Raw genomic sequence first — 21,479 nt, 5'->3', positions numbered from 1 at the left:
CGAGCGACCTCATTAGACGTGGATGAAATCGAACGTCTACGTTCCGGGACGATGGATCTCCAACGGCTTCGATTCGCGCGCGGCGCTAGCGGAGTAGAGTAGAGGTCTGACCTGCCCACTCTTTTGTGTGGTCTATCGTGGAAACTTTCGGTTTAGTCTGCGCCTATTCATCCGATGGCTGCCGCTCTCCAATTCGTGTTCGAGAAAAGTGGAAGTCGTTCGTTAGTCGATGCGAAGGGCCGTACCGTGTTTAGAGTTCGACCGGTTCTCCCTGCGTCTTGCCCGCGAGCTGCTGGGGCATCGTCAGGATGACCTGCGTCGTGCCGCCCGTCCGGCTTGTAATCTCGAGGCGGATCCGCTCGCCGGTAGAGAGACCACTGTCCGATTCGATCGCTTCCGCGTCGACGATCACGTTGTAGCGGTCGGAGGGACTGTTGAGCACGCCGAACGAGCCGTCGTCGTCGGTGATCTTGGACAGCCCGAACTCGGTGTCCGTAGCACCAGCCTCGCCCGTGCTTGTACCGTTCGACAGCGTCACAACGCTTTCGGAGCTCAGATATTTGATCGACGTTTCGTTCATATCGACTGCGCCCGATCCGGCAGCCAGCCGAACCGTCATCGTCATATTGTCGATCTCATCGTTGGCTCCGACCAAGCCGTGGGTGTTGACCACTTCGACACGGTTTGTGACCTTGTTCACACTCTCTTGTCCGGCGTCCTCAGCAGTCGCTTGGAGGAAGCCAGCCGTGTTCACCAGGACGCCGGCCGCGATAGCGGCGACCAGCACCATCGCGATGAACACGATAAGCGTCCCGATACCGACCTGACCGCGTTCGTCGTCGTTGAATATTTCAAACATTTGAATCACCTATAGGGGCACCGGATTATCGTTGTCCGCACCCGCGAGCTGCTGGGGCATCGTCAGGATGACCTGCGTCGTGCCGCCGCTCCGAGTGGTAATGTCGAGCTTCACCGTGTCGCCGGTAGATGTGCCGTTGATGCCGGCACCCTCGATCTTCGAGGTATTGAACCGGAGCTCGAAGCGGTCCGCCTGGCTATTGAGTACCTCGAACGAGTTGTCGTCGTCGTCCAGGGATTCCGCGATGAACGCGGACCCTGATACGTTCTTAATAGTTTTGTTCTCGTAAGTCAGGGTTTGCGCTGTGGACCCGCTCAGATACTTGACCGTCGTTGAACTCACGTCGACGCTACCGGACCCCGCAGCCATTCGCACGGTCAAGTTCAGCACGTCGATCGTCCGGTTTCCATCTGTTTCATTCACGATCCCGTGAGTACTCACGACATCGACACGATTCGTCACCTTGTCGACGCTCTCTTGGCCCGCATCCTCCGCGGTCGCTTGGAGGAAGCCGGCCGTGTTCACGAGGACGCCCGCCGCGATAGCGGCGACCAGAACCATCGCGATGAACACGATGAGCGTGCCGATACCGACCTGACCACGGTCGGCGTCGTCTTGTTCGAACATATGTATGTTGTCTCCAGTCTGGCCCCAAATCCTCCTGCAGGAAGTGGAACCATTCGATTCACCCTACCAACAGGTGCTACATAAGGGTGAGGGGCAGAATATCAGATCTGATTTTGGTGGGTTAGTCGGATCTGAAAGCACTCTCTAATAAGATGCTTGTAGCTCGTCCTGAAGCCTATCGGTCGTCTGATCTAGTGTCACGCTTCCGGCGTTCTCACCGTCGATACCGGTCGAAGGTGGTGTCTGTGTAGTCTCCGTGTCCGGTCCGATACTGTAAGTTCTCCATCCGTCTTTAGCTAAGACGAGAACCGCGTGACAGCGGCGGCTTATCGAGGCTACTTTTCGAGAGGAACGAGGAGGCAAGAGCAGTGTCCAACAGCGCCTCGAGCGTGTCATAGAAACCATCTCATAGCATCTCACAACCCGGACCGTTCCCTCGCTCGTAGTTGGTGATGGCAACGACGAGTCGCAGGCAGAGCGCAAGGAACACTTCTGTTCGTGCGTGGACGCGGCCTCGGGCGCGGACGTGTCCGAGGCCGCAGTCCTTGACCGCGTCGTTGGTTCGTTCGACCCCTGTCCGGTGGTTGTACGTCTCCTCCAAGATGGATTGTTTCAGCTGAACGTCCTCACTGTGTTCCTCAATCCGGTCTTCAACTCTGTACTCGATGTCTTTCGGGTCGTCAGTGTTTCGCGGATTGTACGGAACGATTGGCACGACCCCTGCAGCCAGCAGGTGGTCGTGCCAATCGAGGATGTCATAGGCGCTGTCTCCAAGCATCCAAATCGGCTTGGCGACGGCGATTCGCGTCACGGAGTGATCACTGAAACAATTGAATATGCAGCGACGTGTGGTGCAGACCCCGCTCCGAGTGAAACTCCTCGATTCGTTCACTGGTCCTCTCACTAGTTTTGGTGCTGTATTCAGCTCTTACGCATATCACTCCGTGACGCGAATCGCCGTCTCTTGATCCGCTTGTTTGGTCTGTGTGAATTCAGCCGCTATCGGGATCTTTGCGCCGGTTGAGACAATCGTACAGCCGAAGCCGTAGTAGTACTCCTCGGCTGTTGGATCGTAGTTCCACGAGGCAGCGTCGTTGTATTGGATCGCTTCGACGTGGGTCGAGTCGATAGAATACGTGGAGTCGAGCAGGCCGCGGGGGGCGGCCGGCCCCACGAGCCTGTCGAAGATATCGTCAACAACGTGTTCGAGGTCGGTAAGAAAGCGGTCAACGGTGTCTCTGGATGGCGGTTTGTCGAGTCCGCAGTAGTACCAGACGAGACCGTTCTGAAGTTCCCGTGTAACTGGACGTGTGCCGTAGACATCCTCGTAGTAGCAGTGCAGAAAGCCACGAAAGAGATCTGGTGGCGAGTGGACTCGTGTTCGCCCCCCCGTCGAGGGGGCGAACACGTCGTATTCCAGTAGAAACTCGAACTCAAGATGTTCGAACAGCGGTACTGTCTCGGTAGCCGCCGCATTCAAGAAGTCGTCTACCGAAGCTACGTCTTGCAGGGCGTTGGTACTGCTGGACACAGTTTCCAAACCCTGCGGCCTCCCCTGGGAGGTTTTCTATGACACGCTCGCGCCTCCTCATCGAGAATTATGCGTCGGCTCACTACACTGTTTCCCTCCGAGTTCCTCGAAGAGCACGCCGAGGAACTCGGCGTGGTCGAGCGTGAAGGGAAGCTACAGATCCCCGTCTTCGTGTGGGCTCTCGTGTTCGGCTTCGCCGCAGGCGAAAGCCGAACACTCGCTGGGTTCAGACGCAGTTACAACTCGACAGCCGACGAGATGATTTCTCCCGGTGGCTTCTATCACCGGTTGACGCCGACGTTGGCGGAGTACCTCCGCGACCTCGTCGAGACCGCGCTCGACGAGGTCGCTGTTCCCGACGCTGGTGACGCCGATATTGACCGATTCAGAGACGTGATGATCGCTGATGGAACCGTCCTGCGGTTGCACGAGTTCCTCTCTGAGGAGTTCCAAGCTCGTCACGAGGAGCAGGCTGGAGCGAAGCTCCACCTGCTCCACAATGCCACCGATGAGACAATTGAACGGATCGACGTGACGGACGAGAAAACGCACGACAGCACGTTGTTCAAGACGGGTTCGTGGCTGCACGGACGGTTGGTTTTGCTCGATCTGGCGTATTTCAAGTACCGCCGTTTCGCGTTGATCGACGAGAACGGCGGCTACTTCGTGAGTCGGTTGAAAGAGAACGCGAACCCGGTGATAACGGCAGAATTACGGGAATGGCGCGGGCGCGCCATTCCCTTGGGGGGCAAGCAGATCCACAATGTGATCGACGACCTCTCGCGGAAGTACATCGACGTGGCGGTCGAAGCAGAGTTCAAGCGCGGGCCGTACAACGGGACGCGGTCGCTGGACACAAAGCGGTTCCGCGTCGTCGGCGTCCTCGTCGCGGACGCCGACGACTACCATTTGTACATCACGAATCTGCCGCGAGACGAGTTCCTGCCGGGGGATCTATCGACGCTGTATCGGTGTCGGTGGGAGGTAGAAACGTTGTTCCGTGAGCTGAAGACACAGTACGAACTAGACGAATTCGACACGAGCAGCCCGGTTGTTGTGGAAATTCTGCTGTACGCGGCGTTGCTGTCACTACTGGTGAGCCGTGAGCTGTTGGATCTGGTCACCGAGCAGGCTGACGATGAGATCGTGTTTCCGCCGGAACGCTGGGCGGCGACCTTCCGGTCGCACGCCCAGCTCATCCTCCACGAACTCGGTGAATACCTTGGCTACTCGCCACCGCCATTGCTGGAGCGGCTGATCGAGGATGCCCAGAAGATCCACCAACAACGACCGGTCTTACAAGAGACGCTCGTTACCGCTACACAACCGAGGTGTGAGTCTTAGCTAAAGACGAATGGTAAGTTCTCTTTCAGCGTGCGCAAGACATCAAGTCTTGAGTTGCCTCATTGATCACGACTCGTCAAGAGCGACTTTACACGCTTTCGCCCACGTTCCAAACTCCCGATAGTATGGGGTTCGCGAGAAGCGCCCGCGTTCTCTGAGATCACGCTGGGTTGGTCGACGGTCCAATTCATCAGCAAGGCGCCGAATTTCATTTTTTAATTCGGACCGCTCCACGGCGTTGCCTTGGCCGCCGGTGTTCGGTTCAAGACCGGCGGCACGAATAGCGTCAGACCAACTGTCCCATCGATCTCGATAGGGGCTCCGGGAGTACTGTCCATACGACGAAAGCTCGGACACTGATGGCGATTTTCCCAAATCAGCGGCCAAACGGCGCAGCTCCAAGAGCAGTTCTGCGCGGAACTGATCCTCGCTGTCTCCGTCAAACAATTCATCGATCTGCAGACAAAACGCTTCATCCGTAATCCCGTGGTACCGCTCTGCTTCGAGACGCTCAGCACTGAAGCCTGCGTCTTCAAGTGCTGCCTCCCACGATCCATACTCGTCTATGAACTGTGCTGGGTCGTGTTCCCCCTTGCCAGCCATCGCTGCACGCGTAGGAACGCGGCCAAGTTCACGTTCCAACCGTTGGAGCTCACTCCGTAAGACTGAACGCAAATCCTCCGACATAGCTGCTGAGCTGTTCAGATCTTGAACGACACACTGCTAAATCTATGGGTTTCAGCGTCAACCGCTTGGGAGTCACGCGTTGAGACACCCTGCTGGCTCTGCCTGTATATATTGGGCCAACAAGCGGACTACTATGTGGCGTTTCGTAGCGCCCGACGAACGGCACCTTCGACGGTGTACTCGGTTTCGAATCCAAGCTGATCGTATGCAGCGGAGGTGTCGACGGTGAAGTCAGGACCTGTCGGCTGACTCGCACGCGGGTCCTCCACGTATTCGATCTCTGGCTCGTACCCTTGTTCTTCCTGACAGACGCGCTGGATCAACTCGGCGACGTCGATGACGCTCAGCTGTTCCCCGCTTGCAAGCGGGATGTCTGTAGCACCGTTATCTCTCTCTAGCAGGGCCGAGACTGAGTGACGGTACGCACGGGCGACGTCCTTCACGTGGATGTAATCGAACGTCTGCGTTCCAGGCCGGTGGATCGTCAGCGACTCATACTGTCGGACAGAACGATGTGAAGCGTATCGGCACCCCGCGGGGGCCAAAACGATTCACGGACTTCTGTCCGACAGTATCATTATCCAGTGCGCGTCGGACGAAGATGTTGATTACTGTCTCCTTGGTCACCTCCTCTCTTCCGAACTCGTGCGTCCCGTAGAGGTCTGCAGTGAGGAACAAGTGTGCGGGAAACGCACCGCAGGCGAGATCGTGGATGCCGTCCTCGTTCATCTTCTTCGTCAGGCCGTAGAGACTCACTGGATCCCGCGGGTGTTCCGCTCCGATCGGGAACTCGACCGGTTCGCCAATCACAGCCATATTGGAGGCGAAGGCCAGCGGAATCCCGTGTTTGTGACAGTACCACGCGAGGTTCTCGGTCCCCTGGACGTTGACCGAGAACGCACGGTCGGGATCGCTTTCCCAGTCCGGATAGATCGTCGATCGCAACTACGTCAGCACCCGCATCGAGAAATTCGCGGACCACTCGCGAACCGATGTAGCCGCCGGCTCCTGTAATCGCGATCCGTCGAGAATTGAGCATACCCGCAGTTTTCGGGGCGCGGACATACCTTCTTCTCGAGACTCACACTCATAGGGGCCACCCGATGAATAGACTGGTCCTTTTTGACGACTGGGTCGCCGGCTTCTCGTTTGAGACGGCTTATCCGTCTCGGACGTCGTACTTCTGCTGTGAACCGCAAGCGACGCCACGCGCGGTTCCGTCCCCAACGATGAGAATCGGCCAGACCTCTTTCGTCGTCTTCGCATCGAAGCTCCTCGGCTCGGCACTGGGATTCGTTGCGACCCTCTATTTCGCACGAACCCTCGGAGCCGCCGTACTGGGGCAGTACGCCCTCGTGCTCGCGGTCGTAGCGTGGCTCTCCCTAGCTGGAAATCTCGGCATCTCCGGGGCGATTACCAAGCGAATGAGCGAGGGGACAGACACGCCCGCGTACGCGACTGCCGGTGCACTCGTCGTCGCGGCGCTCGGCCTCGCGCTCGGTGCGCTCGTGCTCCTCTTTGATGAAGCCGTGAACGCGTACGTCGGCGAGCCGGTCGCACCGCTGGTCGTCGCACTCCTGCTGTTAGGGCTCTTTCGATCCCTCACGAACTCGGCACTGCAGGGCGAGCGGAAAGTCCACATCACGGGGTTGCTCACCCCCGTCGGGATCGCCGTCCGCAGCGTCATCCAGATCGCGCTGGTCTTCGTCGGGCTCGAATTGGTCGGGATGATCGCGGGCTACGCCATCGCGAACTTCCTCGTCGCCGTCGTCGGCCTCGCGCTGCTTTCGGTCGGTGTCGCTCGTCCGACCCGCGAGCATTTCGCGTCACTCTACGAGTACGCGAGGTTCTCGTGGATCGGCGGCCTCCAGTCGCGGTCGTTCAACGACGTCGACGTGTTGCTCCTGGGTGTGTTCGTCCAGTCGTCGCTCGTCGGCGTCTACTCGGCTGCGTGGAGCATCGCGAAGTTTCTCACGCTATTCGACTCGGCGGTGAGCTCGACGCTCTTCCCGGAACTCAGCCGCGCCGACGCGGAAGGCAACAGAGAATCCGTCGCCGGACTCGTCGAGGACTCACTGACGTACGGTGGCCTCATCCTGATCCCGGGTCTCTTCGGTGGGTTCTTGCTCGGCGAACGGCTGCTCCGTATTTACGGTCCGGAGTTCGTTCAGGGCGCTGCCGTCCTCTGGATCCTGATTCTGGCGACGCTGCTCTACGGGTATCAGAAGCAACTCCTGAACGCGTTGAACGGCATCGACCGTCCGCGGGTTGCATTCCGGATCAACGCCGCGTTCATCGCGGCGAACGTCGTCCTGAACGTCGCGTTGATATCCGCGCTGGGCGTCGTCGGTGCGGCACTCGCGACCGCCGCGTCCGCAGCGCTCGGCGTCGTCCTCGCAGTCTCCGCCCTACGCTCGGAAGTCCACTTCACGATCCCGTACGGGGAAATCGCTCGGCAGTTCGTCGCCGCCGTAGCGATGGCGGCCGTCGTCGTCGGCTCCGAGACGATTCTGGAAACGGCGACGAGCCTCAACCACAATTTCGCGACGGTGGCTCTCCTCGTGGCCGCCGGCGCGACAGTGTACTTCCTCTCGCTGTTCGGCCTCTCCGCGCAGTTCCGAGCGACAGTGATCGAAAATAGTCCACTGTGACTTTCCTCTACTCTCTCGGCGCCTACGTGTCTCGATCTTTGAGCGTATCGTCACCAGCGTTGCTTTTCCAACTCGACGGCGACCAAATAGAACGAGCAACTAACGATTGTCCCGGGCAAGATGTGCGTGCAACCGCTCCAGTTCCGCATTCTATTCAGTCATTATGCACACGATAATATTATCGCGTGCATAACAGCTGTTCGCGAAAACTTCGTCTGTCGACTTCATAGACCTCTCCCCTACGATAAACATCATCACGGTGAGAGCTTCGAATATTAGGATTGTGGCTACCAGAAACCCGCTGATTATAGGAGTAGCGAGGCGAAACCTCATCAGTTCACTCGTGTGGGGATGTCAGGGCGCAGCAGTGGCCGTGTCGCCAGCCTCTGGATCGAATGAGAGGTTGATAACGAGTTCGTCAAACCAGACGACCGGGCGCTTACGCTGGCCGTCTTCCTCGAAGAAGATGATGCCCAGCTGGGCGAGCCGGCTGAGCTCCTGGTGGACGTTCTTCACGTCCCGGTCAACGACACGTGCAGTTTCGTTGATGCTGGTCGGTTCTTCCCGGCGGATTGCTTCGATAAGATCGAGGACGCGCGGCGTCAGCGTTTCCATCAGATCGTCGTAGCTGGTAAACGAGAGCGTCGGCGTGGAATCCGCGGCATCGCCTCGTTCGAGCGCCTCGACCCCGTCAGTGACGTCGACGTGGAACTCACTGGAGGACTTCACGGTCACGACGAGGGTTGATTCAGCTCGAAGCTGTTCGCGCTCCATCGGGTGCAACGGCGGCGTGGTTTCGTTCATAGGTATCACCGTGTGTGATGGCCTCATTTGACCTCGAACTCGGATTTCGGGATCTCGCTCCAGAACCGTTCCCAGAGTTCGACCATTCCCGGGAACATAATGCTGTCTGGGCCGGGGTCCGGTGCAACGTGTAGTTCGTGCCCTTTCGTGTCCTCGTGCGAGTTGTCGTCTCGAAAACGGCGTCGCCGTTTCGATGAGTCGTCGAAAATCTCCGATTTTCGAGATACCGACGAATCGTCCCATCATCAAGCGTGCGGGTCGGGTCTGGCTCCGTCGCGCCGTAGTGAAGCTTGTAAGCCCACCCAGACGGGTACGCGTCACGGCCTGTCCGCATACAAAACACGCGGACGACGGTCCCGTCGGGGTACTTCTGCCCCTCGCTCACACCATCGAGATCGTCGTCGGTCAGTGAGGCCATCCAATACTATTGGTTTACAGGACAATAGAATAATTCTATTGGTCAGGAGAACAATACCAGTCGTCACATTCCCCATACTCATACCCCGCCCACGATCCTACAGAACGGTGAAACATCGGGTATTGAGTTTCACCGACGGTTTTGATAGTGTCGTTGAACAAGCGGTGCTCAGAGACCTGTGAACATCCGAAACTGACCGGGCAGATCGATCTAGTTGGCTTCCAACGATCTCGGAGCCTGTTTCCCCATTCGAGTCGGCTTCGACGGCGCAGAGGAAACACGACCGTGCTAGTTCTCGACGTCGCGCAGAACAGTCTTTCCGGGTTCGATCCCGACGCCGCTTCCGACTTTCACCCCGGCGTTGAGGCTCACGTTGATCCCCGTCTTCACTTCGTCGCCCAGCACCACGCCCAGTTTCCGCCGCCCCGTATCGACGCGCTCGCCTTTCACCGTCATCTGCACCGACGCGTCGTCGTGGCGCAGATTGGCGACTTTCGTCCCCGCGCCCAGGTTCACGTCGCGGCCGAGCAGGGAATCACCGACGTACGACAGGTGCGGTACCGCCGCATCCGACATCAGAATGGAGTTTTTCACCTCGACGCCGTGGCCGACGTGCACGTCCGGTCCGATCGCCGTCGCCCCGCGGACGTAGGCGTTCGGTCCGATCTCAGCACCCGACTTCACGATGACCGGTCCTTCGATCACGACCCCCTCTCGAACGGTCGCACCTTCCTCGACGACGACGTCGCCCTCCAGTTTCGCTCCGTCTGCGACGTCTCCCTGGACGTCGCGACCGATATCCGCGAGCACGCGTTCGTTCGCCGACAGCAACTCCCAGGGGCGGCCGACGTCGAGCCACTGGCCGTCGTACTCGACGACCGAGATCTCGTGGCCGTCATCGAGCAGTAGTTCGAGCGTCTCGGTGATCTCGAACTCGCCGCGCTCGCTCCTTGCCGTTCGTTCGATGTACTCGAACACCTCCGGTTCGAACGCGTAGCAGCCGACGTTCGCGAGGTTCGTCGGCGGGTCCGCGGGCTTCTCGACGATGGCTTCGAGCGAGCTATCGGCGTCGACCGAGACGACGCCGTAGGAGGTGGGATCCGAGACGGGCGTCGTCGCGATCGCGTGCCCACCGGCGTCGGCGAGCGCCGTCGGCAATGCGGGATCGACGAGGACGTCGCCGTTGAGGACGACGAATCGCTCGTCGACGACGGACTCAGCCTGCCCGATCGCGTGGGCGGTCCCAGCAGGCTCGCCCTGCTCGACGTACGTGATCGGCACGCCGCGGTACTCGTTGCCGAGCTGGTCGATCACGTCTGCGCCGCGGTAGCCGATCACGACGACGAACTCGTCGACGACGTCGAGACACGCGTCGAAGACGTGTTCGAGCAGCGGCCGACCACCGGCGGGAAGCAGCGGCTTCGGTCGAAAGTCGGTCAGCGGTCGCATCCGCGTTCCCTGCCCGGCCGCAAGCACGACTCCGTACATACTGCCTCGGACGGAACACCGGTGTATAGTGGCTGTGGTCTTATTGTTATTGAGTGGATCCCGCGCGGAAGCAGATGGTCAAACGGTATGTTCTATCTCAAAAAAACCGTCTCTTCAATGAGTTCGATGCAGTCTTATGGATAATCTGAGGCTCGCTTCAGGCGCACCGAAAGCGTTGAATCATCCCTTCATCCACACCCCTCGTTTCGTCTGTTCTACGCACTCGGGGGTACACCGTCTGGCGCCAAGGAAGCCAATCTGCGAGCGCACTCATAGACACCCCTCATTTCGTCTGTTCTCTTCAGCCGGAAATTCCGTACTGCCATCAAGGTAGCCAATCTTCGAGTGCTCCTGCAGGCACCCCTCATTTCGTCTGTTTGTTGCATCTGGATCGTCTCTGTCTTTGACCGTATAAACGCCCCTTCTTGCGCAACAGATAAAACAAAAGAAACAGACGAAACAAAATAAATATATGTGACTTGCACATCTGCCGTAGTATGACTAAAGACCTCTTCCGTGATATGACGGAGACACTTTTTGAGGACAAATCGATTCTTTCGGAGGAGTACCGTCCTGACGTCATCGTTGAACGAGAAGAGGAGATAGATGCGTACCGGACTGCGCTAAAAGATATATTGTTCGGCCGAAATCCCTCCAACGTATTCGTGTACGGTAAAACAGGCGTTGGTAAAACTGCAGTCACAGAATATGTGCTGACTGCTCTCTCGGAAGAGGTCAAACGACGACCAGAGGCCGATGATCTTCACGTTATCTTTCATAATTGTAACGATGATACGGTCTATCGGACCGTGCGATCACTCATTCACGGAATCCGCGGTCCAGAAGGCGATTCGTTCCCTGAAACGGGGCTTTCGACATCACACGCGCTTGAGACGCTCTATGAGGAGATGAACAGACAAGGCGGTACATTTCTATTCGTCCTTGACGAAATCGATCACCTCTCCGACCCGGACTCGCTGTTATATGAACTCCCAAGAGCACGGGCAAATGGACATTTAGAAACTGCTCGCGTCGGCGTTGTGGGGATCAGCAACAACTACACATTTCGGTCTTCGCTCAGTCCGAAAGTCAAAGATACCCTGATGGAGAAAGAAATCGGCTTTTCACCATACGACGCCAATGAACTCCGATCGATTCTCACGAACCGCGCAGAGAAAGCTATCATCGAGGATGCCTATGAAGAGTCTGCGATCGCACGCTGTGCCGCGACAGCAGCAAAAGATACAGGAAGTGCTCGGCAAGCTATCGATCTCCTTCGTGAAGGTGGTGACGTCGCCGAGGAGAACGGTGCGGAGACAATTACTGACGAACACATCGAGATTGCGACCGAACGCGTTCGGCGCGGTCGTGTCCGTGATAAACTCCGTGATCAGACGATTCACGGGCAACTGATTTTGGAGGCCATCGCACACCTCGAAACGAATGGTCAGACTCGGGTCCGGTCAAAGGAGATCAAAGATGTTTACGAACGCGCCGCTGTCGGGTGGAATCACGAACCCTTGACGACTCTGAAAAGCCTGCAGAATCACCTCGGAGATTTAACGATGCTTGGATTTCTTGACCGGACAGAACAGAACAACGGTCGTGCCGGTGGTGCTCACTATCAATATGAGCTCACACTGGATCCGGAAATTGTCCTTGAAACGCGCGAATCGATCGAGACGACACCACCCTAACAAATTATAGAACAGACGAAACGAGGGGTGTGACCCAGCTCGCTGAACGCCGACCACATTGGTAGAGTAGAACAGACGAAACGAGGGGTGTGTCGCACGCAACTCTCCAGAACGAGTACGCAACGAGCTGTATCCACAGTAGCTGTGTGGTTTTAGCGCAGAAGACACGAAATGAACCCTGGCACAAGAACTACGCGCCTCGTTTCCGGAACCACTTTTAGGTCCCCACGACGCAGTCTCGACGATGGATTACGACGACGTCTGCGTCCTCGTGCCCACCTACAACGAGGCCGAGACGATCGGCCAGGTAGTTGAGGACTTCCGAGACGCGGGCTTCGACGACGTGCTCGTCGTCGACGGCGGCTCCGGCGACGACACCGACGAGATCGCCGAGGCGCACGGCGCGCGCGTCGTCTACCAGTCGGGCTCGGGTAAAGGACAGGCCGTTCGCGAGGGCGTCGAGAAGTACGTCGACCGCGAGTACGTGCTGATGCTCGACGGCGACGCGACCTATCGTGTCGAAGACGCCGACGCGATGCTCCGACCGCTCCTCGAGGGTGACGCCGAGCACGTCATCGGCGACCGCTTCGCGGATATGCGCGAGGGCGCGATGACGCGCTTCAACCAGATCGGCAACCGGATCATCAACCGCGGCTTCGCGACCGTCCACGGCGAGGACTTTCAGGACATCCTCTCGGGCTACCGCGCGTTCACGCGCGACTCGTTCCTGAAGATGACGCTCACCTCCGACGGGTTCGGCATCGAGACCGAGATGGCCGTCGAGTGCGCCAAACGGAAGATTCCGACGACGGTTGTTCCGATCACGTACCTCCCACGGCCCTCTGGTTCGGATACGAACCTCCGGCCCGTCCGCGACGGCGGGATCATCTTTCTGGAACTCTACCGCCGCGCGAAGACCAACAATCCGCTCTTTTACTTCGGCAGCCTCGGCGTCATCTCCAGCCTCACCGGCTTCCTCGTCGCTGTCTACGTCGCGGTCGAGTGGATCACGCGGAACATCTCCCACGAGGTGCTCGCGGTCGTTGCCGCCTTCGGCATCATCGTCGGCGTCCAACTCTTGATGTTCGGCGTGCTTGCAGACCTGATTCTGACGCTCCACCGCGACACGCTGCGGAAGATCGAAGAGGAGACTGGCACCGAGTAGAGAGGTCACGGACGCATCGCAGCCAGCGAAGCGACGCGGTGCGGTTGCCGCCGCATTGCAGCGGGCGCTCGACGTATTGTACCGCGAGGCGAGCGACGCGAGCCGAGCGGATTTTTCCCTCCAGGTTTTTGCGCGGTGGGTTCCCGCAGCGGCGCGGAGCGCCGCGAGGAAACCCACCGTGGAAAAAGGTGGGTGTTAGAACGGAAGCAGCGCCCGCAACTGCGAGAAGATACCGCCGCCTGACGCGCGGTACTCCTCCAGGACGGGATGCAGCGCGTCGAGGAGTTCGCGCTTGCTGTCGAACTGGCTCGTGCCGACGGAGGCCAACGCCTCCGAGAGTGCGACGGTGTTCCCGTTGGCGTCGTACGGAATCGCGGGATCGTTCAGCGCGCGCACGACCTCGTCTGCTGTGGCAGGAAAGGTGAGATCGGACTCCGAGAGATATGGAGTGAGCGCCGCGATGCCGAACTCCAGGGAATCGGGCTCGTCGTCGCCCTGCTGCGGTGGTCTGACAGCCATTGCGGGCTGGTACGGCTGCAGGGGTGGAAAAACCCCCGGCTCTCGGTCGAGCCCTCGGTCGACAGACCGCCGCAGCGCACGCACAGGAACTCCACACTGTTTAGTTCGGCCGACGCCTCGTCTTTCTCAGGACGATGACCGAGTACACCACCGTTTCGATCCCGAAGGACCTGGCCGAGCGCGTCGACGAAACCATCGAGGGGACCAGCTTTTCGAGCACGAGCGACCTCGTGCGCTTTCTCCTCCGAAGTATCGTCATTCAGTACCAGCGCGAGGGCGAACTCACCGAAGCGCAGTTCGAGGATATCGCAGAACAGCTCGCGGATCTGGGGTATCTCGATCGGTGACTATGTTTACCCAGTAGAGCCTTCTACTGAACTGTATGGCCACGTCAGTAAAGGTGGACGACGAGACCAAGTCCCGGCTTGAGCGGTTACAGGCCGAAATCCGACTGAAGGCGGGCAAACGGGTCACACAGCAGGAGATCCTTGCCCGAGTCATTGAGGACGCGATCAGATCGAAAGACGACCTCGTCGATTCTTTCCGCAAAGAGCGCGTTCCGGTCTCCGAATCCGACCGGGATGCCTTCCATAAGGCGATGATCTCGTCTGGGACAACGACGTCCGAAGCGGATCTCGACGATGTCCTCTACTGATAGAGATACGAGCGCATACCCCCGCCTTCCCGTGAGTGACGAGTGTTCCGACGCTCTGTCGGAACCGAGGAGCGAACAGGCGGGGGTCGAGTGGACAGCATAGTGTGACAGTCCACCGTTCTATTGCAGGGCTGGATTTCCCACCGTTTCCACAAAATATTTGCTATGATATAACCATAGTGTGTAGCACGGATGAAGACCACACGGCACGCAACCTACAACCTCAACTACCACATAGTGTGGCTCCCGAAGTACCGCAACGCGGTACTGACGGGAGAGGTTGCCGACCGTGTGGAATCCATCCTCCACGAAATTGCCGACGAGAAAGGCTTGGACATTCAAAACCTGACTGTTCAGCCCGACCACGTTCACCTGTTCGTCAGTAGCCCGCCCAAACACAGCCCATCACTGCTCGCCAACTGGTTCAAGGGCATTTCCTCGCGGAAGTACAACCACCGCCACGCCGACCACGACGGCGAGAAAATCCGGTGGGCACGCGGCTACTACGCCGGAACAGCCGGCCACGTCTCCAGCGAAACTGTCGAGAACTACATCAACCGACACAAGGAGGCCCAAGCGTGACCGAACTCACGAAAACGCTCGAACTGAAGCTTGTGGACCCGAACGTCCACAAGCGACAGAAGCTTCGTGAGACGCGGGACGCCTACCAGCAGGCGCTTCAGGCCGCCTTCGCCGCTGACTGTGACACACAGTCAGCCGCCAACGACGTGGTTGTCGAGTACGACCTGAGCGGCTACGCCAAAAACGCCCTCAAGAAGTACGTCCCACAGCTCTGTGGGAACAGCTACAACGCCGACGAACTGCACGATGACCACCCGGTACGGTTCACCAACGAGGGACTGCAACTCGACCACCAGCCACAGAACGCTATCGAGTGGTACGTCAAAGTTCCGCACCACGAGGATTACCACCTCTGGATTCCGGCACGCGCCAATCCCGAACAGCGGGAGTGGCTTGAAGCGTTGTACGCAGACGACGCCGAAATGGGTGAGAGTCGGCTCTTCGAGCGGAACGGAACGTGGTATCTCCACGTCACCGCTACCCGCGACGTGGCCGAGCAATCTGAGGCGTCCGCCGACGAGCGGACGCCTCCAGACGAGTCTGGCGAGCCCTGTCTCGCTGGGCTCGACAGGACGCCGATCGGCGTGGACATTGGAGAAGCGAGTCTCGTCACGGTGTGTCACCGTGACAGGTACGGTTCTCCGACCGCTCCCGAACTGTGGGCCGACGAGGGCAAGACTGTTCGTCGGCTTCGCAAGACCTACTTCACCGCCAGGAGGCGACTTCAGACTCGCGGAAGCGAGCGTATCGCGGAGTCCTTCGGTGACGACCTGTGGAACCAGATAGACGACGTGTTCCACCGCGTCACCCGCGAAGTCGTGGAGTACGCCGAGTCCGTTGAGAATCCCGTTCTTGTTCTGGAAGACCTGACGTACATACGGGAGAATATGGACTACGGCGCGTATATGAACCGTCGTCTCCACGGATGGGGATTCGCCAAACTCCACGCGCAGATACGCTACAAGGCCGTCGAGAAGGGTATCCCCGTCGAGACGGTGAACCCGCGAAACACCTCGAAAGAGTGCCATGCGTGCGGTGGGGTAGGATACCGCCCACAACAGGCGACGTTCAAGTGTACGAACGATGCGTGCTGGATGGGCGAGTACCAAGCGGACGTGAACGGAGCGGTGAACATCGCAGACCGCTACCTCAGCGGAGAGAGTCGTTTCAAAGAACACGAGAACGACGATGACTCGGCTGAGGATGGGGGGCGTTTGACCGCCCCACAAGACAGCCACACGGATGCTGAAACCCAGCAAGTGACGCGTGGAACGTATGCGTCTTGAAACCGTAGGGCCACGCTCGGCCTGAAATCCCGTGGTGGGATTCCTCCGCGTGAACGCGGAGGAGGAGGTCAATCTTTAGCCTCTATTCCGCGAGCGTCTCTCGCGGCGGTTCGACGTCGAGCACGTCGAGATCGAGTTCGCGGTCGTTGCGATCGAACGCCGCACACGACGCCTGGTCCCAAGGCGGCACTGCGACGACGAGTGCGGCGGCGAAGGTGTCCTCGCGCGTTGCCTCCAGCGGCCCCTGTGGATGCGAGACGAACCGCGCGCGGCCGCGACCCGCGGGAGTACCGAGGTCGACCCCGAAGACGGCGGCGACAGACCCGCTCGCTTCTGGGAAGTAGAAGTGTGTCAACACCGGCGTCTCGTCGTCGAGCCCGAGATCCGTCTCGAAGTCGCCGGCCGGCGTCGACGCGAGCACGACGCTCACCGAGGCCGGTTCCTCTGCCTCTGCCATTTCGAGGAGCGCGTCGAGAAGCCCGCGAGTGATGTAGACCACGAGTGCTCAAACGGGAGCGTGGATGAAAACGGCGTCGGAGGATTTTGGAGGAAGTTTAGTGATCCTCGGTCTGAAGAAGTGAGATCCCTCTTTCGACGACTGCATCCGTGACGAATAGGCTCGTTTCCCGTTGTAAAGCGCGCATCAGATCCGCTGCCTCCTGTTTGGAAGATCTCCCGCGAGCGCAACCCAACGCAATCACACCGATCGAACCGTGGACTTCGACGTTCTCGTCTTCGGCGACGTTGCGGGCTTCGAGATCGTCAGTCAAGAGTACGGCATCACGTTCGATTGCGACGTTGAGAGCGGCTGTTTCACCGGGATCAAGACTCAGTACCTCACAAGGCGTCGCCAGCTAACCCGATCTGAGCTCACCAGTCTGTCTTGATGAGCCGTTGGTAGCGAGCAAGTGACGCTGGGAAAAGAGGAAGCGGTCGCTGTCGGCGGCGGTCAGCCGCCGACGCGACAGCGTTGCCACTCACGTGGAGGCGTGCTCGGTCGGTGACTACCGGTGGAACCGGTCGTCAGGTGGCCGGTTTGAGGGGACGGCCCGACGCGTCGCGAGGGCCGTCCACGCTGCCCGGCACATCATCCTGATGAACTCCGTGAACGGCCACTTCCAGAGGCGACGCCCGCCACGGCGGGGCGTCGCCACAAACTCCCAGTGCAGATACCGCCACACGTTCTGTAAGAGCAGGCTCACTACGACGTACAACAGCCGTACGACCGGATTCTGCGTTGTGGTCGTCGCAATACTTTGTTCGGAGAGCCGATAACTGGCCTCGATACCGAAGCGTTTGGCGTAGTGGTATCGAGCTTCACGTGGCGTGTCAATGAACGGCGCGTCAGCGGCGTAGCCGTGACGCGCCACCCCGTGTTCGTCGTATCGCCCGTTCTGGTAGGTACAGTCGATATAGACGGGAAACTCGACGGTCCAGCTGTGACCGTCGAGTTTCGCCGTCAGATCGTGTCGGATGACACGGCTCCATCCTTCCGAGAGTTCCTGCTTGATCTTCTTTCCCCACCGGACGATCGGCATCACGTAGGCGTGGTTGTGTGCCTGAAGCAGCGTGAGACACTTGCTATCGTAGAATTCGCGGTCGAGATAGACGGCCTTGACGCTGAAGTCAAGGCCGTCAAGAATCCCGAGAAACTCTGCGAGGACAGTGCTGGCGGTGTCGCCGTCGACGAGACGGCGCACCGCCAGCGTGTAGCGTTTGTTCTTCACACGCGCGTAGAGTGTCGCGTAGGCGTGGAACGCGGTGGTTCCACGCTTGGCTTCTGAATGATAGAGGCCGTCTGTCTCGTCTTCGTCACCGTAGTAGGGCCGCAGGTGGAGGTCGGCGACGACCTCCACCTGCTCGGGGAGGATCTCCAGCACGTCCTTCTGGAGAAGCGCGTTCCCAACTCGTTCAACGGACGCAAGGTCGAATTTCTCGCGGAGATGGTACAGAACCGTGTTTTCGTGGGGTGAGTCGTCACTGGATTCACAGAGTTCGGAGATTGAGGTCCCGTCGGCGCAGGCGCCGACGAGGACCTCGTAGATGTTTTCAGTATCGATTTCTGCGTTGCTACCGAGGCTGAGCCCTACTTCCTCGTCAAGCGTGTTGACGAGGAAGTTAAGGAGCTGGTCCTCGTGGATTTCACCGTCTGCTTGCTGGGTATTGGACACACCGTCAGCAAGCAGACGTCTCAACTAACCGGCTTTGTGAAGTACTGAGACTATGATCTGCCTGAGTGAGACTCTGCCTCGCCCGTACAATCTCGTGCGCGATACTCGATAGCGTAGGTGGGTCATCTCCCACTTCTAGTTCATCGTATACCGTCTGAGGAATGAGCAATTCGTCGACAGTCGAGAGCAAATCGAGAGCGTCCGCCTCCTCCAGGTGGATAAGTGGGCCAGTATCGGCGACTGCGACGATCACGCGTCGAGGCCCCACGTAACGTCGTCCTCAACCGCTTTCACCTCTCTTTCGGCCCGCTTGACGTGGTCACGACCGACGAGTTTGACCGCTCGCGCCCGATCAATCTCACCGTCTACATAGCGGGTCAAAACGAGGTCTGTCCACAGGTCTTCAACGCCGCGCTCGAGAGCCTGTTCGAGAATCTCGGATTCGGCGACGCCCCGGGCTTCGGCGAGCTCTTGGACTCGGTCGGTGATCTCTGCGGCCATATCTAATGACTGGCAGTACGCCAACTTAAACGTCTGTGGCGGCTGCGACAGATAGGAGGTCTGAGGCTGTTATCGCGAACGGACTGACGATCAAGACAGCAACTCTCGAAGCGCACGTCCGTACGCGCCCGGCAGATTTCGCCGGGCGTTGTCGAGCGCGTCCCGAAGCGCCCGCGCGGCGTCGGTCAGCACGCCTTCGCCGTGACCGACGAGGACGCGGTCGACGTCGAAGCCGCGGAGCGCGCGACGCGGCGGCGCGGGCCGAAGCATCGGATGCACGCCGAGTCGTTCGCCCGGAGCGCAGAAGTACGAGGCTGTCCCGACCGCTTCCGGCACGACGAGCGTCTTGTCCTCGCGGTGATAGAGCCCGACCTCCTGCCACGGCGGGACGCTGGTATCGAGGATCGGAAACGCCTCGAAGCCCGAATCGCCGAGTTCCCGGTCGAAGCGCTCGATCGGCGCGTCGATCTCCTCGACGACGCCGGACATCCACTGCGGGACGTAGACGGGGGCGTCGTGGCGGGTCGCGAGCGCTGCCGCGTCGCGCTTGTGTCTGTCGAGGCCGACCACGACGCCGGATACGTCGCCGAACTCGGCCAGGAGTTCGTCCAGATCGGGGGCGTCGACGGGATCGACAACCCACACGCCACCGTCGTCGCCGACGAGTGCGTGGCTCGCGCGTTCCATCGTCTCCTCGGGATAGGCGATCCAGCCGACGCCCCGATCCCAACGGTCGATCTCGCGGTACTCGTTCGTCGCGCCGCCCTTCATCGGCATACTGGATAGTGCGCACGCGACGCGCATAAAGTTCCTCGCCGGTCGGGTCAGCTAGCGGCGGCTCGACCGGCCGAACAGGTCGACACAACGAGAGCCGGGACAGCTTTCAGGTGGTCCGCCGTACACGCCGACAGTATGTCTGATGGACGCTCGGGCGTCCCGTCGATGCGTCGCGTCCGGAACTCGATGTACGACGTCGTCCGCGAGGCGTTCATCTCCGGGCTCGCCGTCGTCGTCCCGCTGGTCATCACGATCGCGGTATTTCTGTTCCTGCTAAACACGGTCTATGGCTACGTCAGTCTCTTCTCGGACGCCATCGCGGCGCTCCCGATCGTCTCGCTCGTCCCGGCTGCGCTGGGCGTCAGCCCCCAGACGCTCCTGGAAGCGACCGTCCCGGTCGCCGTCTTCGGGGCCGTTCTCGGCATCGGGCTCGTCGTGAACAGCTCTCGGTACGGGCAGCGCGCCGTCGAGTACTTCGACTACGTGATGGCACAGATCCCGGGTGTCGGGTCGGTGTACGAGAGTTTCCGGCGGATGAGCGACGTGATGCTCGAATCCGACGCGGAGAACTTCCGCGAGGTAAAACTCGTCGAGTTCCCGCACGAGGAGGCGTACACGCTCGGATTCGTGACGACCGAGACGCCCGAGGTGTTACGAACGGCGGCCGACCACGAGGAGATGCTCACCCTGTTTCTGCCGCTCGCACCGAATCCGGTGATGGGTGGCCACCTGGTACACCTGCCCGAGAGCCGCGTGATGGACGTTGAGATGACTGTCGAGGATGGGATTCAGGCGATCGTCACAAGCGGCGTCGCGATGACGAGCCCCGACGACGACGGGCTCTCGCGCGAGGCGTTGGCCTCGCTGACCGATGCGGACCTCGGTGACGAGACGACGGCGAACGGGACGGAAACAAACGGCGACGCTTCGAATGCCCGCCACGACGAACACGAACGGCTCGATCCGAAGCACGCCGAAACGCCGGCCGACCTGGCTCGGTTCCGAGATGGTCACAACACCCGCCCCCGAACTGACGACGAGGGCGAGGACAGGTAGCACCCCGACAGCGACGGTGGTACAGGCCTCGGGCTGACCGGGAGATACCGTTTGTCCGACCGGGAGACACTGCCTGGCCGACCGGGAGACACAGTCCACAGGCGACCGGAAGACACTGGCTGACCGACCGGAAGACACAGGCCACGGGCGGCCGCGTACTCTATGTATGAGCTTCGAGCTTCGCGAACACACTGCCGACGTCGCGGTCGAAGCCACGGCGTCGGACCTGTCGGCGCTCTTCGGGGCTGTCGCCGACGGCCTCGCCGCGGCGAGTTGCGACGATATTCCGCCCGCCCGCACGGACGAGGCGGCCGAAGGCGCCGATCGAACCGAAGACAGCGGCCGGACGTTCGAGGTATCGGTCAGCGCGGAGAACCGCGAGGCCCTTCTGTTCGACTACCTCGACGAACTCATCTACGAACGCGACGTTCGGAGTGTCCTCCCGGTCGACAATCGGGTACAGATCGACCGTCTCGATGCCGACGCTGACACGGGTGATGCCGAGTCGGCGTGGGAACTAACCGCTACCTACCGCGGCGTCCCGCTCGCGGACATCGACGCCCGCGAGGTGAAGGCCGTCACGTACTCGGAAATGCGCGTCGAGCAGACCGAGAATGGCTGGGTCGCGTATGTCGTGTTCGATGTGTAAGGCGGCGTATAG

22 protein-coding genes and 5 pseudogenes are annotated in these 21,479 nt (G+C 59.8%); 10 read left to right on the top strand and 17 right to left on the bottom strand.

The features are described 5' to 3' along the window. Positions 1 to 250 precede the first annotated feature (250 nt). From NO362_RS13165 to NO362_RS13150, 4 genes and pseudogenes are all read right to left on the bottom strand, one after another. Complete coding sequence (locus NO362_RS13165) at positions 251 to 859, bottom strand: flagellin (protein ID WP_256545622.1); 609 nt, start codon at positions 857 to 859, stop codon at positions 251 to 253. A gap of 9 nt (positions 860 to 868) precedes the next feature. Next, entirely contained in the window at positions 869 to 1,486 is a 618-nt protein-coding gene (locus NO362_RS13160) for a flagellin (protein WP_256545621.1), read from the bottom strand. 406 nt (positions 1,487 to 1,892) lie between these two features. Next, positions 1,893 to 2,273: pseudogene (locus NO362_RS13155) on the bottom strand (transposase); the annotation flags it as partial. Positions 2,274 to 2,402: 129 nt separating this feature from the next. Next, positions 2,403 to 3,017 (bottom strand): annotated as a pseudogene (locus tag NO362_RS13150) (IS5/IS1182 family transposase); the annotation flags it as partial. Positions 3,018 to 3,086: 69 nt separating this feature from the next. Between NO362_RS13150 and NO362_RS13145 the strand changes: the two are divergent. Further along, positions 3,087 to 4,361, top strand: a complete 1,275-nt coding sequence (locus tag NO362_RS13145; RefSeq protein WP_256545620.1) for an IS4 family transposase — start codon at positions 3,087 to 3,089, stop codon at positions 4,359 to 4,361. A gap of 66 nt (positions 4,362 to 4,427) precedes the next feature. On the opposite strand, the gene NO362_RS13140 is transcribed toward NO362_RS13145, so the two are convergent. From NO362_RS13140 to NO362_RS13130, 3 genes and pseudogenes are all read right to left on the bottom strand, one after another. After that, entirely contained in the window at positions 4,428 to 5,048 is a 621-nt protein-coding gene (locus tag NO362_RS13140; protein WP_256545619.1) for a homing endonuclease associated repeat-containing protein, read from the bottom strand. Positions 5,049 to 5,179: 131 nt separating this feature from the next. Continuing rightward, positions 5,180 to 5,491 (bottom strand): NAD-dependent epimerase/dehydratase family protein, encoded by a 312-nt coding sequence (locus NO362_RS13135; protein WP_256545618.1) that lies wholly within the window; start codon positions 5,489 to 5,491, stop codon positions 5,180 to 5,182. A gap of 49 nt (positions 5,492 to 5,540) precedes the next feature. After that, a pseudogene (locus NO362_RS13130) lies at positions 5,541 to 6,087 on the bottom strand (SDR family oxidoreductase). 190 nt (positions 6,088 to 6,277) lie between these two features. Between NO362_RS13130 and NO362_RS13125 the strand changes: the two are divergent. After that, positions 6,278 to 7,699 (top strand): oligosaccharide flippase family protein, encoded by a 1,422-nt coding sequence (locus tag NO362_RS13125; RefSeq protein WP_256545616.1) that lies wholly within the window; start codon positions 6,278 to 6,280, stop codon positions 7,697 to 7,699. Positions 7,700 to 8,053: 354 nt separating this feature from the next. On the opposite strand, the gene NO362_RS13120 is transcribed toward NO362_RS13125, so the two are convergent. The 3 genes and pseudogenes from NO362_RS13120 to glmU form a co-directional block, all read right to left on the bottom strand. Beyond that, the gene (locus NO362_RS13120; protein WP_256545615.1) at positions 8,054 to 8,503 is read right to left on the bottom strand and encodes an HVO_A0114 family putative DNA-binding protein; all 450 of its coding nucleotides are present in this window, start codon (positions 8,501 to 8,503) and stop codon (positions 8,054 to 8,056) included. A gap of 23 nt (positions 8,504 to 8,526) precedes the next feature. Then, positions 8,527 to 8,921, bottom strand: a pseudogene (locus tag NO362_RS14560) (toxin-antitoxin system TumE family protein). A gap of 288 nt (positions 8,922 to 9,209) precedes the next feature. Continuing rightward, positions 9,210 to 10,409, bottom strand: coding sequence for a bifunctional sugar-1-phosphate nucleotidylyltransferase/acetyltransferase (glmU, locus tag NO362_RS13115; protein WP_256545614.1), 1,200 nt, complete (start codon positions 10,407 to 10,409; stop codon positions 9,210 to 9,212). A gap of 497 nt (positions 10,410 to 10,906) precedes the next feature. On the opposite strand from glmU, the gene NO362_RS13110 reads away from it, so the two are divergent. Beyond that, positions 10,907 to 12,106, top strand: coding sequence for an orc1/cdc6 family replication initiation protein (locus tag NO362_RS13110; RefSeq protein WP_256545613.1), 1,200 nt, complete (start codon positions 10,907 to 10,909; stop codon positions 12,104 to 12,106). A 244-nt stretch (positions 12,107 to 12,350) separates the two neighbouring features. Further along, complete coding sequence (gene aglJ / locus NO362_RS13105; protein ID WP_256545612.1) at positions 12,351 to 13,271, top strand: S-layer glycoprotein N-glycosyltransferase AglJ; 921 nt, start codon at positions 12,351 to 12,353, stop codon at positions 13,269 to 13,271. 195 nt (positions 13,272 to 13,466) lie between these two features. Here aglJ and NO362_RS13100 read toward each other — a convergent pair whose 3' ends face one another. After that, entirely contained in the window at positions 13,467 to 13,790 is a 324-nt protein-coding gene (locus NO362_RS13100; RefSeq protein ID WP_121569513.1) for a DUF5789 family protein, read from the bottom strand. 134 nt (positions 13,791 to 13,924) lie between these two features. Here NO362_RS13100 and NO362_RS13095 point away from each other — a divergent pair, with 134 nt between their 5' ends. The 4 genes from NO362_RS13095 (at position 13,925) to NO362_RS13080 (ending at position 16,313) form a co-directional block, all read left to right on the top strand. After that, entirely contained in the window at positions 13,925 to 14,137 is a 213-nt protein-coding gene (locus tag NO362_RS13095; RefSeq protein ID WP_049985763.1) for a ribbon-helix-helix domain-containing protein, read from the top strand. Positions 14,138 to 14,172: 35 nt separating this feature from the next. After that, positions 14,173 to 14,445 carry a hypothetical protein gene (locus tag NO362_RS13090; RefSeq protein ID WP_256545611.1) on the top strand — a complete coding sequence of 91 codons (273 nt, stop codon included), beginning with the start codon at positions 14,173 to 14,175 and terminating at the stop codon, positions 14,443 to 14,445. Positions 14,446 to 14,637: 192 nt separating this feature from the next. Next, complete coding sequence (gene tnpA, locus NO362_RS13085) at positions 14,638 to 15,027, top strand: IS200/IS605 family transposase (RefSeq protein ID WP_256290162.1); 390 nt, start codon at positions 14,638 to 14,640, stop codon at positions 15,025 to 15,027. Then, positions 15,024 to 16,313 (top strand): RNA-guided endonuclease InsQ/TnpB family protein, encoded by a 1,290-nt coding sequence (locus NO362_RS13080; RefSeq protein WP_256545610.1) that lies wholly within the window; start codon positions 15,024 to 15,026, stop codon positions 16,311 to 16,313. The genes tnpA and NO362_RS13080 overlap by 4 nt, the downstream gene beginning before the upstream one ends. Positions 16,314 to 16,395: 82 nt before the next feature. On the opposite strand, the gene NO362_RS13075 is transcribed toward NO362_RS13080, so the two are convergent. The 6 genes and pseudogenes from NO362_RS13075 to NO362_RS13060 form a co-directional block, all read right to left on the bottom strand. Further along, the gene (locus NO362_RS13075; protein WP_256289001.1) at positions 16,396 to 16,812 is read right to left on the bottom strand and encodes a JAB/MPN domain protein-containing protein; all 417 of its coding nucleotides are present in this window, start codon (positions 16,810 to 16,812) and stop codon (positions 16,396 to 16,398) included. Positions 16,813 to 16,867: 55 nt separating this feature from the next. Continuing rightward, positions 16,868 to 17,146 (bottom strand): annotated as a pseudogene (locus NO362_RS14610) (PIN domain-containing protein); the annotation flags it as partial. 171 nt (positions 17,147 to 17,317) lie between these two features. Beyond that, positions 17,318 to 18,484, bottom strand: coding sequence for an ISH3 family transposase (locus NO362_RS13070; RefSeq protein ID WP_256545609.1), 1,167 nt, complete (start codon positions 18,482 to 18,484; stop codon positions 17,318 to 17,320). A gap of 4 nt (positions 18,485 to 18,488) precedes the next feature. Further along, positions 18,489 to 18,737, bottom strand: coding sequence for a PIN domain-containing protein (locus NO362_RS14710; RefSeq protein WP_500683712.1), 249 nt, complete (start codon positions 18,735 to 18,737; stop codon positions 18,489 to 18,491). After that, positions 18,734 to 18,985, bottom strand: coding sequence for a hypothetical protein (locus tag NO362_RS13065; protein WP_256545608.1), 252 nt, complete (start codon positions 18,983 to 18,985; stop codon positions 18,734 to 18,736). The genes NO362_RS14710 and NO362_RS13065 overlap by 4 nt, the downstream gene beginning before the upstream one ends. 90 nt (positions 18,986 to 19,075) lie before the next feature. Then, positions 19,076 to 19,762 carry a DUF4336 domain-containing protein gene (locus NO362_RS13060; protein ID WP_256545607.1) on the bottom strand — a complete coding sequence of 229 codons (687 nt, stop codon included), beginning with the start codon at positions 19,760 to 19,762 and terminating at the stop codon, positions 19,076 to 19,078. A gap of 135 nt (positions 19,763 to 19,897) precedes the next feature. Here NO362_RS13060 and NO362_RS13055 point away from each other — a divergent pair, with 135 nt between their 5' ends. Together NO362_RS13055 and NO362_RS13050 are read left to right on the top strand one after the other, a co-directional pair. Beyond that, the gene (locus NO362_RS13055) at positions 19,898 to 20,818 is read left to right on the top strand and encodes a DUF502 domain-containing protein (protein ID WP_256545606.1); all 921 of its coding nucleotides are present in this window, start codon (positions 19,898 to 19,900) and stop codon (positions 20,816 to 20,818) included. Between the two features lie 166 nt (positions 20,819 to 20,984). Next, positions 20,985 to 21,467 (top strand): archease, encoded by a 483-nt coding sequence (locus NO362_RS13050; protein ID WP_256545605.1) that lies wholly within the window; start codon positions 20,985 to 20,987, stop codon positions 21,465 to 21,467. Positions 21,468 to 21,479: the final 12 nt, after the last annotated feature.

The organism is Halobellus inordinatus, from assembly GCF_024498335.1.
Taxonomy (GTDB): Archaea; Halobacteriota; Halobacteria; order Halobacteriales; family Haloferacaceae; genus Haloquadratum; species Haloquadratum inordinatus.
The sequence above is the reverse complement of the archived record's forward strand: the minus strand, read 5'-3'. Positions and strand labels throughout refer to the sequence as shown.

Coding starts and splice junctions, on each gene's coding strand:
- NO362_RS13140 (WP_256545619.1), bottom strand. CDS start 5,048: ATGTCGGAGGATTTGCGTTCAGTCTTACGGAGTGAGCTCCAACGGTTG.
- NO362_RS13090 (WP_256545611.1), top strand. CDS start 14,173: ATGGCCACGTCAGTAAAGGTGGACGACGAGACCAAGTCCCGGCTTGAG.
- NO362_RS13125 (WP_256545616.1), top strand. CDS start 6,278: ATGAGAATCGGCCAGACCTCTTTCGTCGTCTTCGCATCGAAGCTCCTC.
- NO362_RS13050 (WP_256545605.1), top strand. CDS start 20,985: ATGAGCTTCGAGCTTCGCGAACACACTGCCGACGTCGCGGTCGAAGCC.
- NO362_RS13165 (WP_256545622.1), bottom strand. CDS start 859: ATGTTTGAAATATTCAACGACGACGAACGCGGTCAGGTCGGTATCGGG.
- NO362_RS13120 (WP_256545615.1), bottom strand. CDS start 8,503: ATGAACGAAACCACGCCGCCGTTGCACCCGATGGAGCGCGAACAGCTT.
- NO362_RS13095 (WP_049985763.1), top strand. CDS start 13,925: ATGACCGAGTACACCACCGTTTCGATCCCGAAGGACCTGGCCGAGCGC.
- aglJ (WP_256545612.1), top strand. CDS start 12,351: ATGGATTACGACGACGTCTGCGTCCTCGTGCCCACCTACAACGAGGCC.
- NO362_RS13110 (WP_256545613.1), top strand. CDS start 10,907: ATGACTAAAGACCTCTTCCGTGATATGACGGAGACACTTTTTGAGGAC.
- NO362_RS13145 (WP_256545620.1), top strand. CDS start 3,087: ATGCGTCGGCTCACTACACTGTTTCCCTCCGAGTTCCTCGAAGAGCAC.
- tnpA (WP_256290162.1), top strand. CDS start 14,638: ATGAAGACCACACGGCACGCAACCTACAACCTCAACTACCACATAGTG.
- NO362_RS13100 (WP_121569513.1), bottom strand. CDS start 13,790: ATGGCTGTCAGACCACCGCAGCAGGGCGACGACGAGCCCGATTCCCTG.
- glmU (WP_256545614.1), bottom strand. CDS start 10,409: ATGTACGGAGTCGTGCTTGCGGCCGGGCAGGGAACGCGGATGCGACCG.
- NO362_RS13055 (WP_256545606.1), top strand. CDS start 19,898: ATGTCTGATGGACGCTCGGGCGTCCCGTCGATGCGTCGCGTCCGGAAC.
- NO362_RS13065 (WP_256545608.1), bottom strand. CDS start 18,985: ATGGCCGCAGAGATCACCGACCGAGTCCAAGAGCTCGCCGAAGCCCGG.
- NO362_RS13060 (WP_256545607.1), bottom strand. CDS start 19,762: ATGCCGATGAAGGGCGGCGCGACGAACGAGTACCGCGAGATCGACCGT.
- NO362_RS13160 (WP_256545621.1), bottom strand. CDS start 1,486: ATGTTCGAACAAGACGACGCCGACCGTGGTCAGGTCGGTATCGGCACG.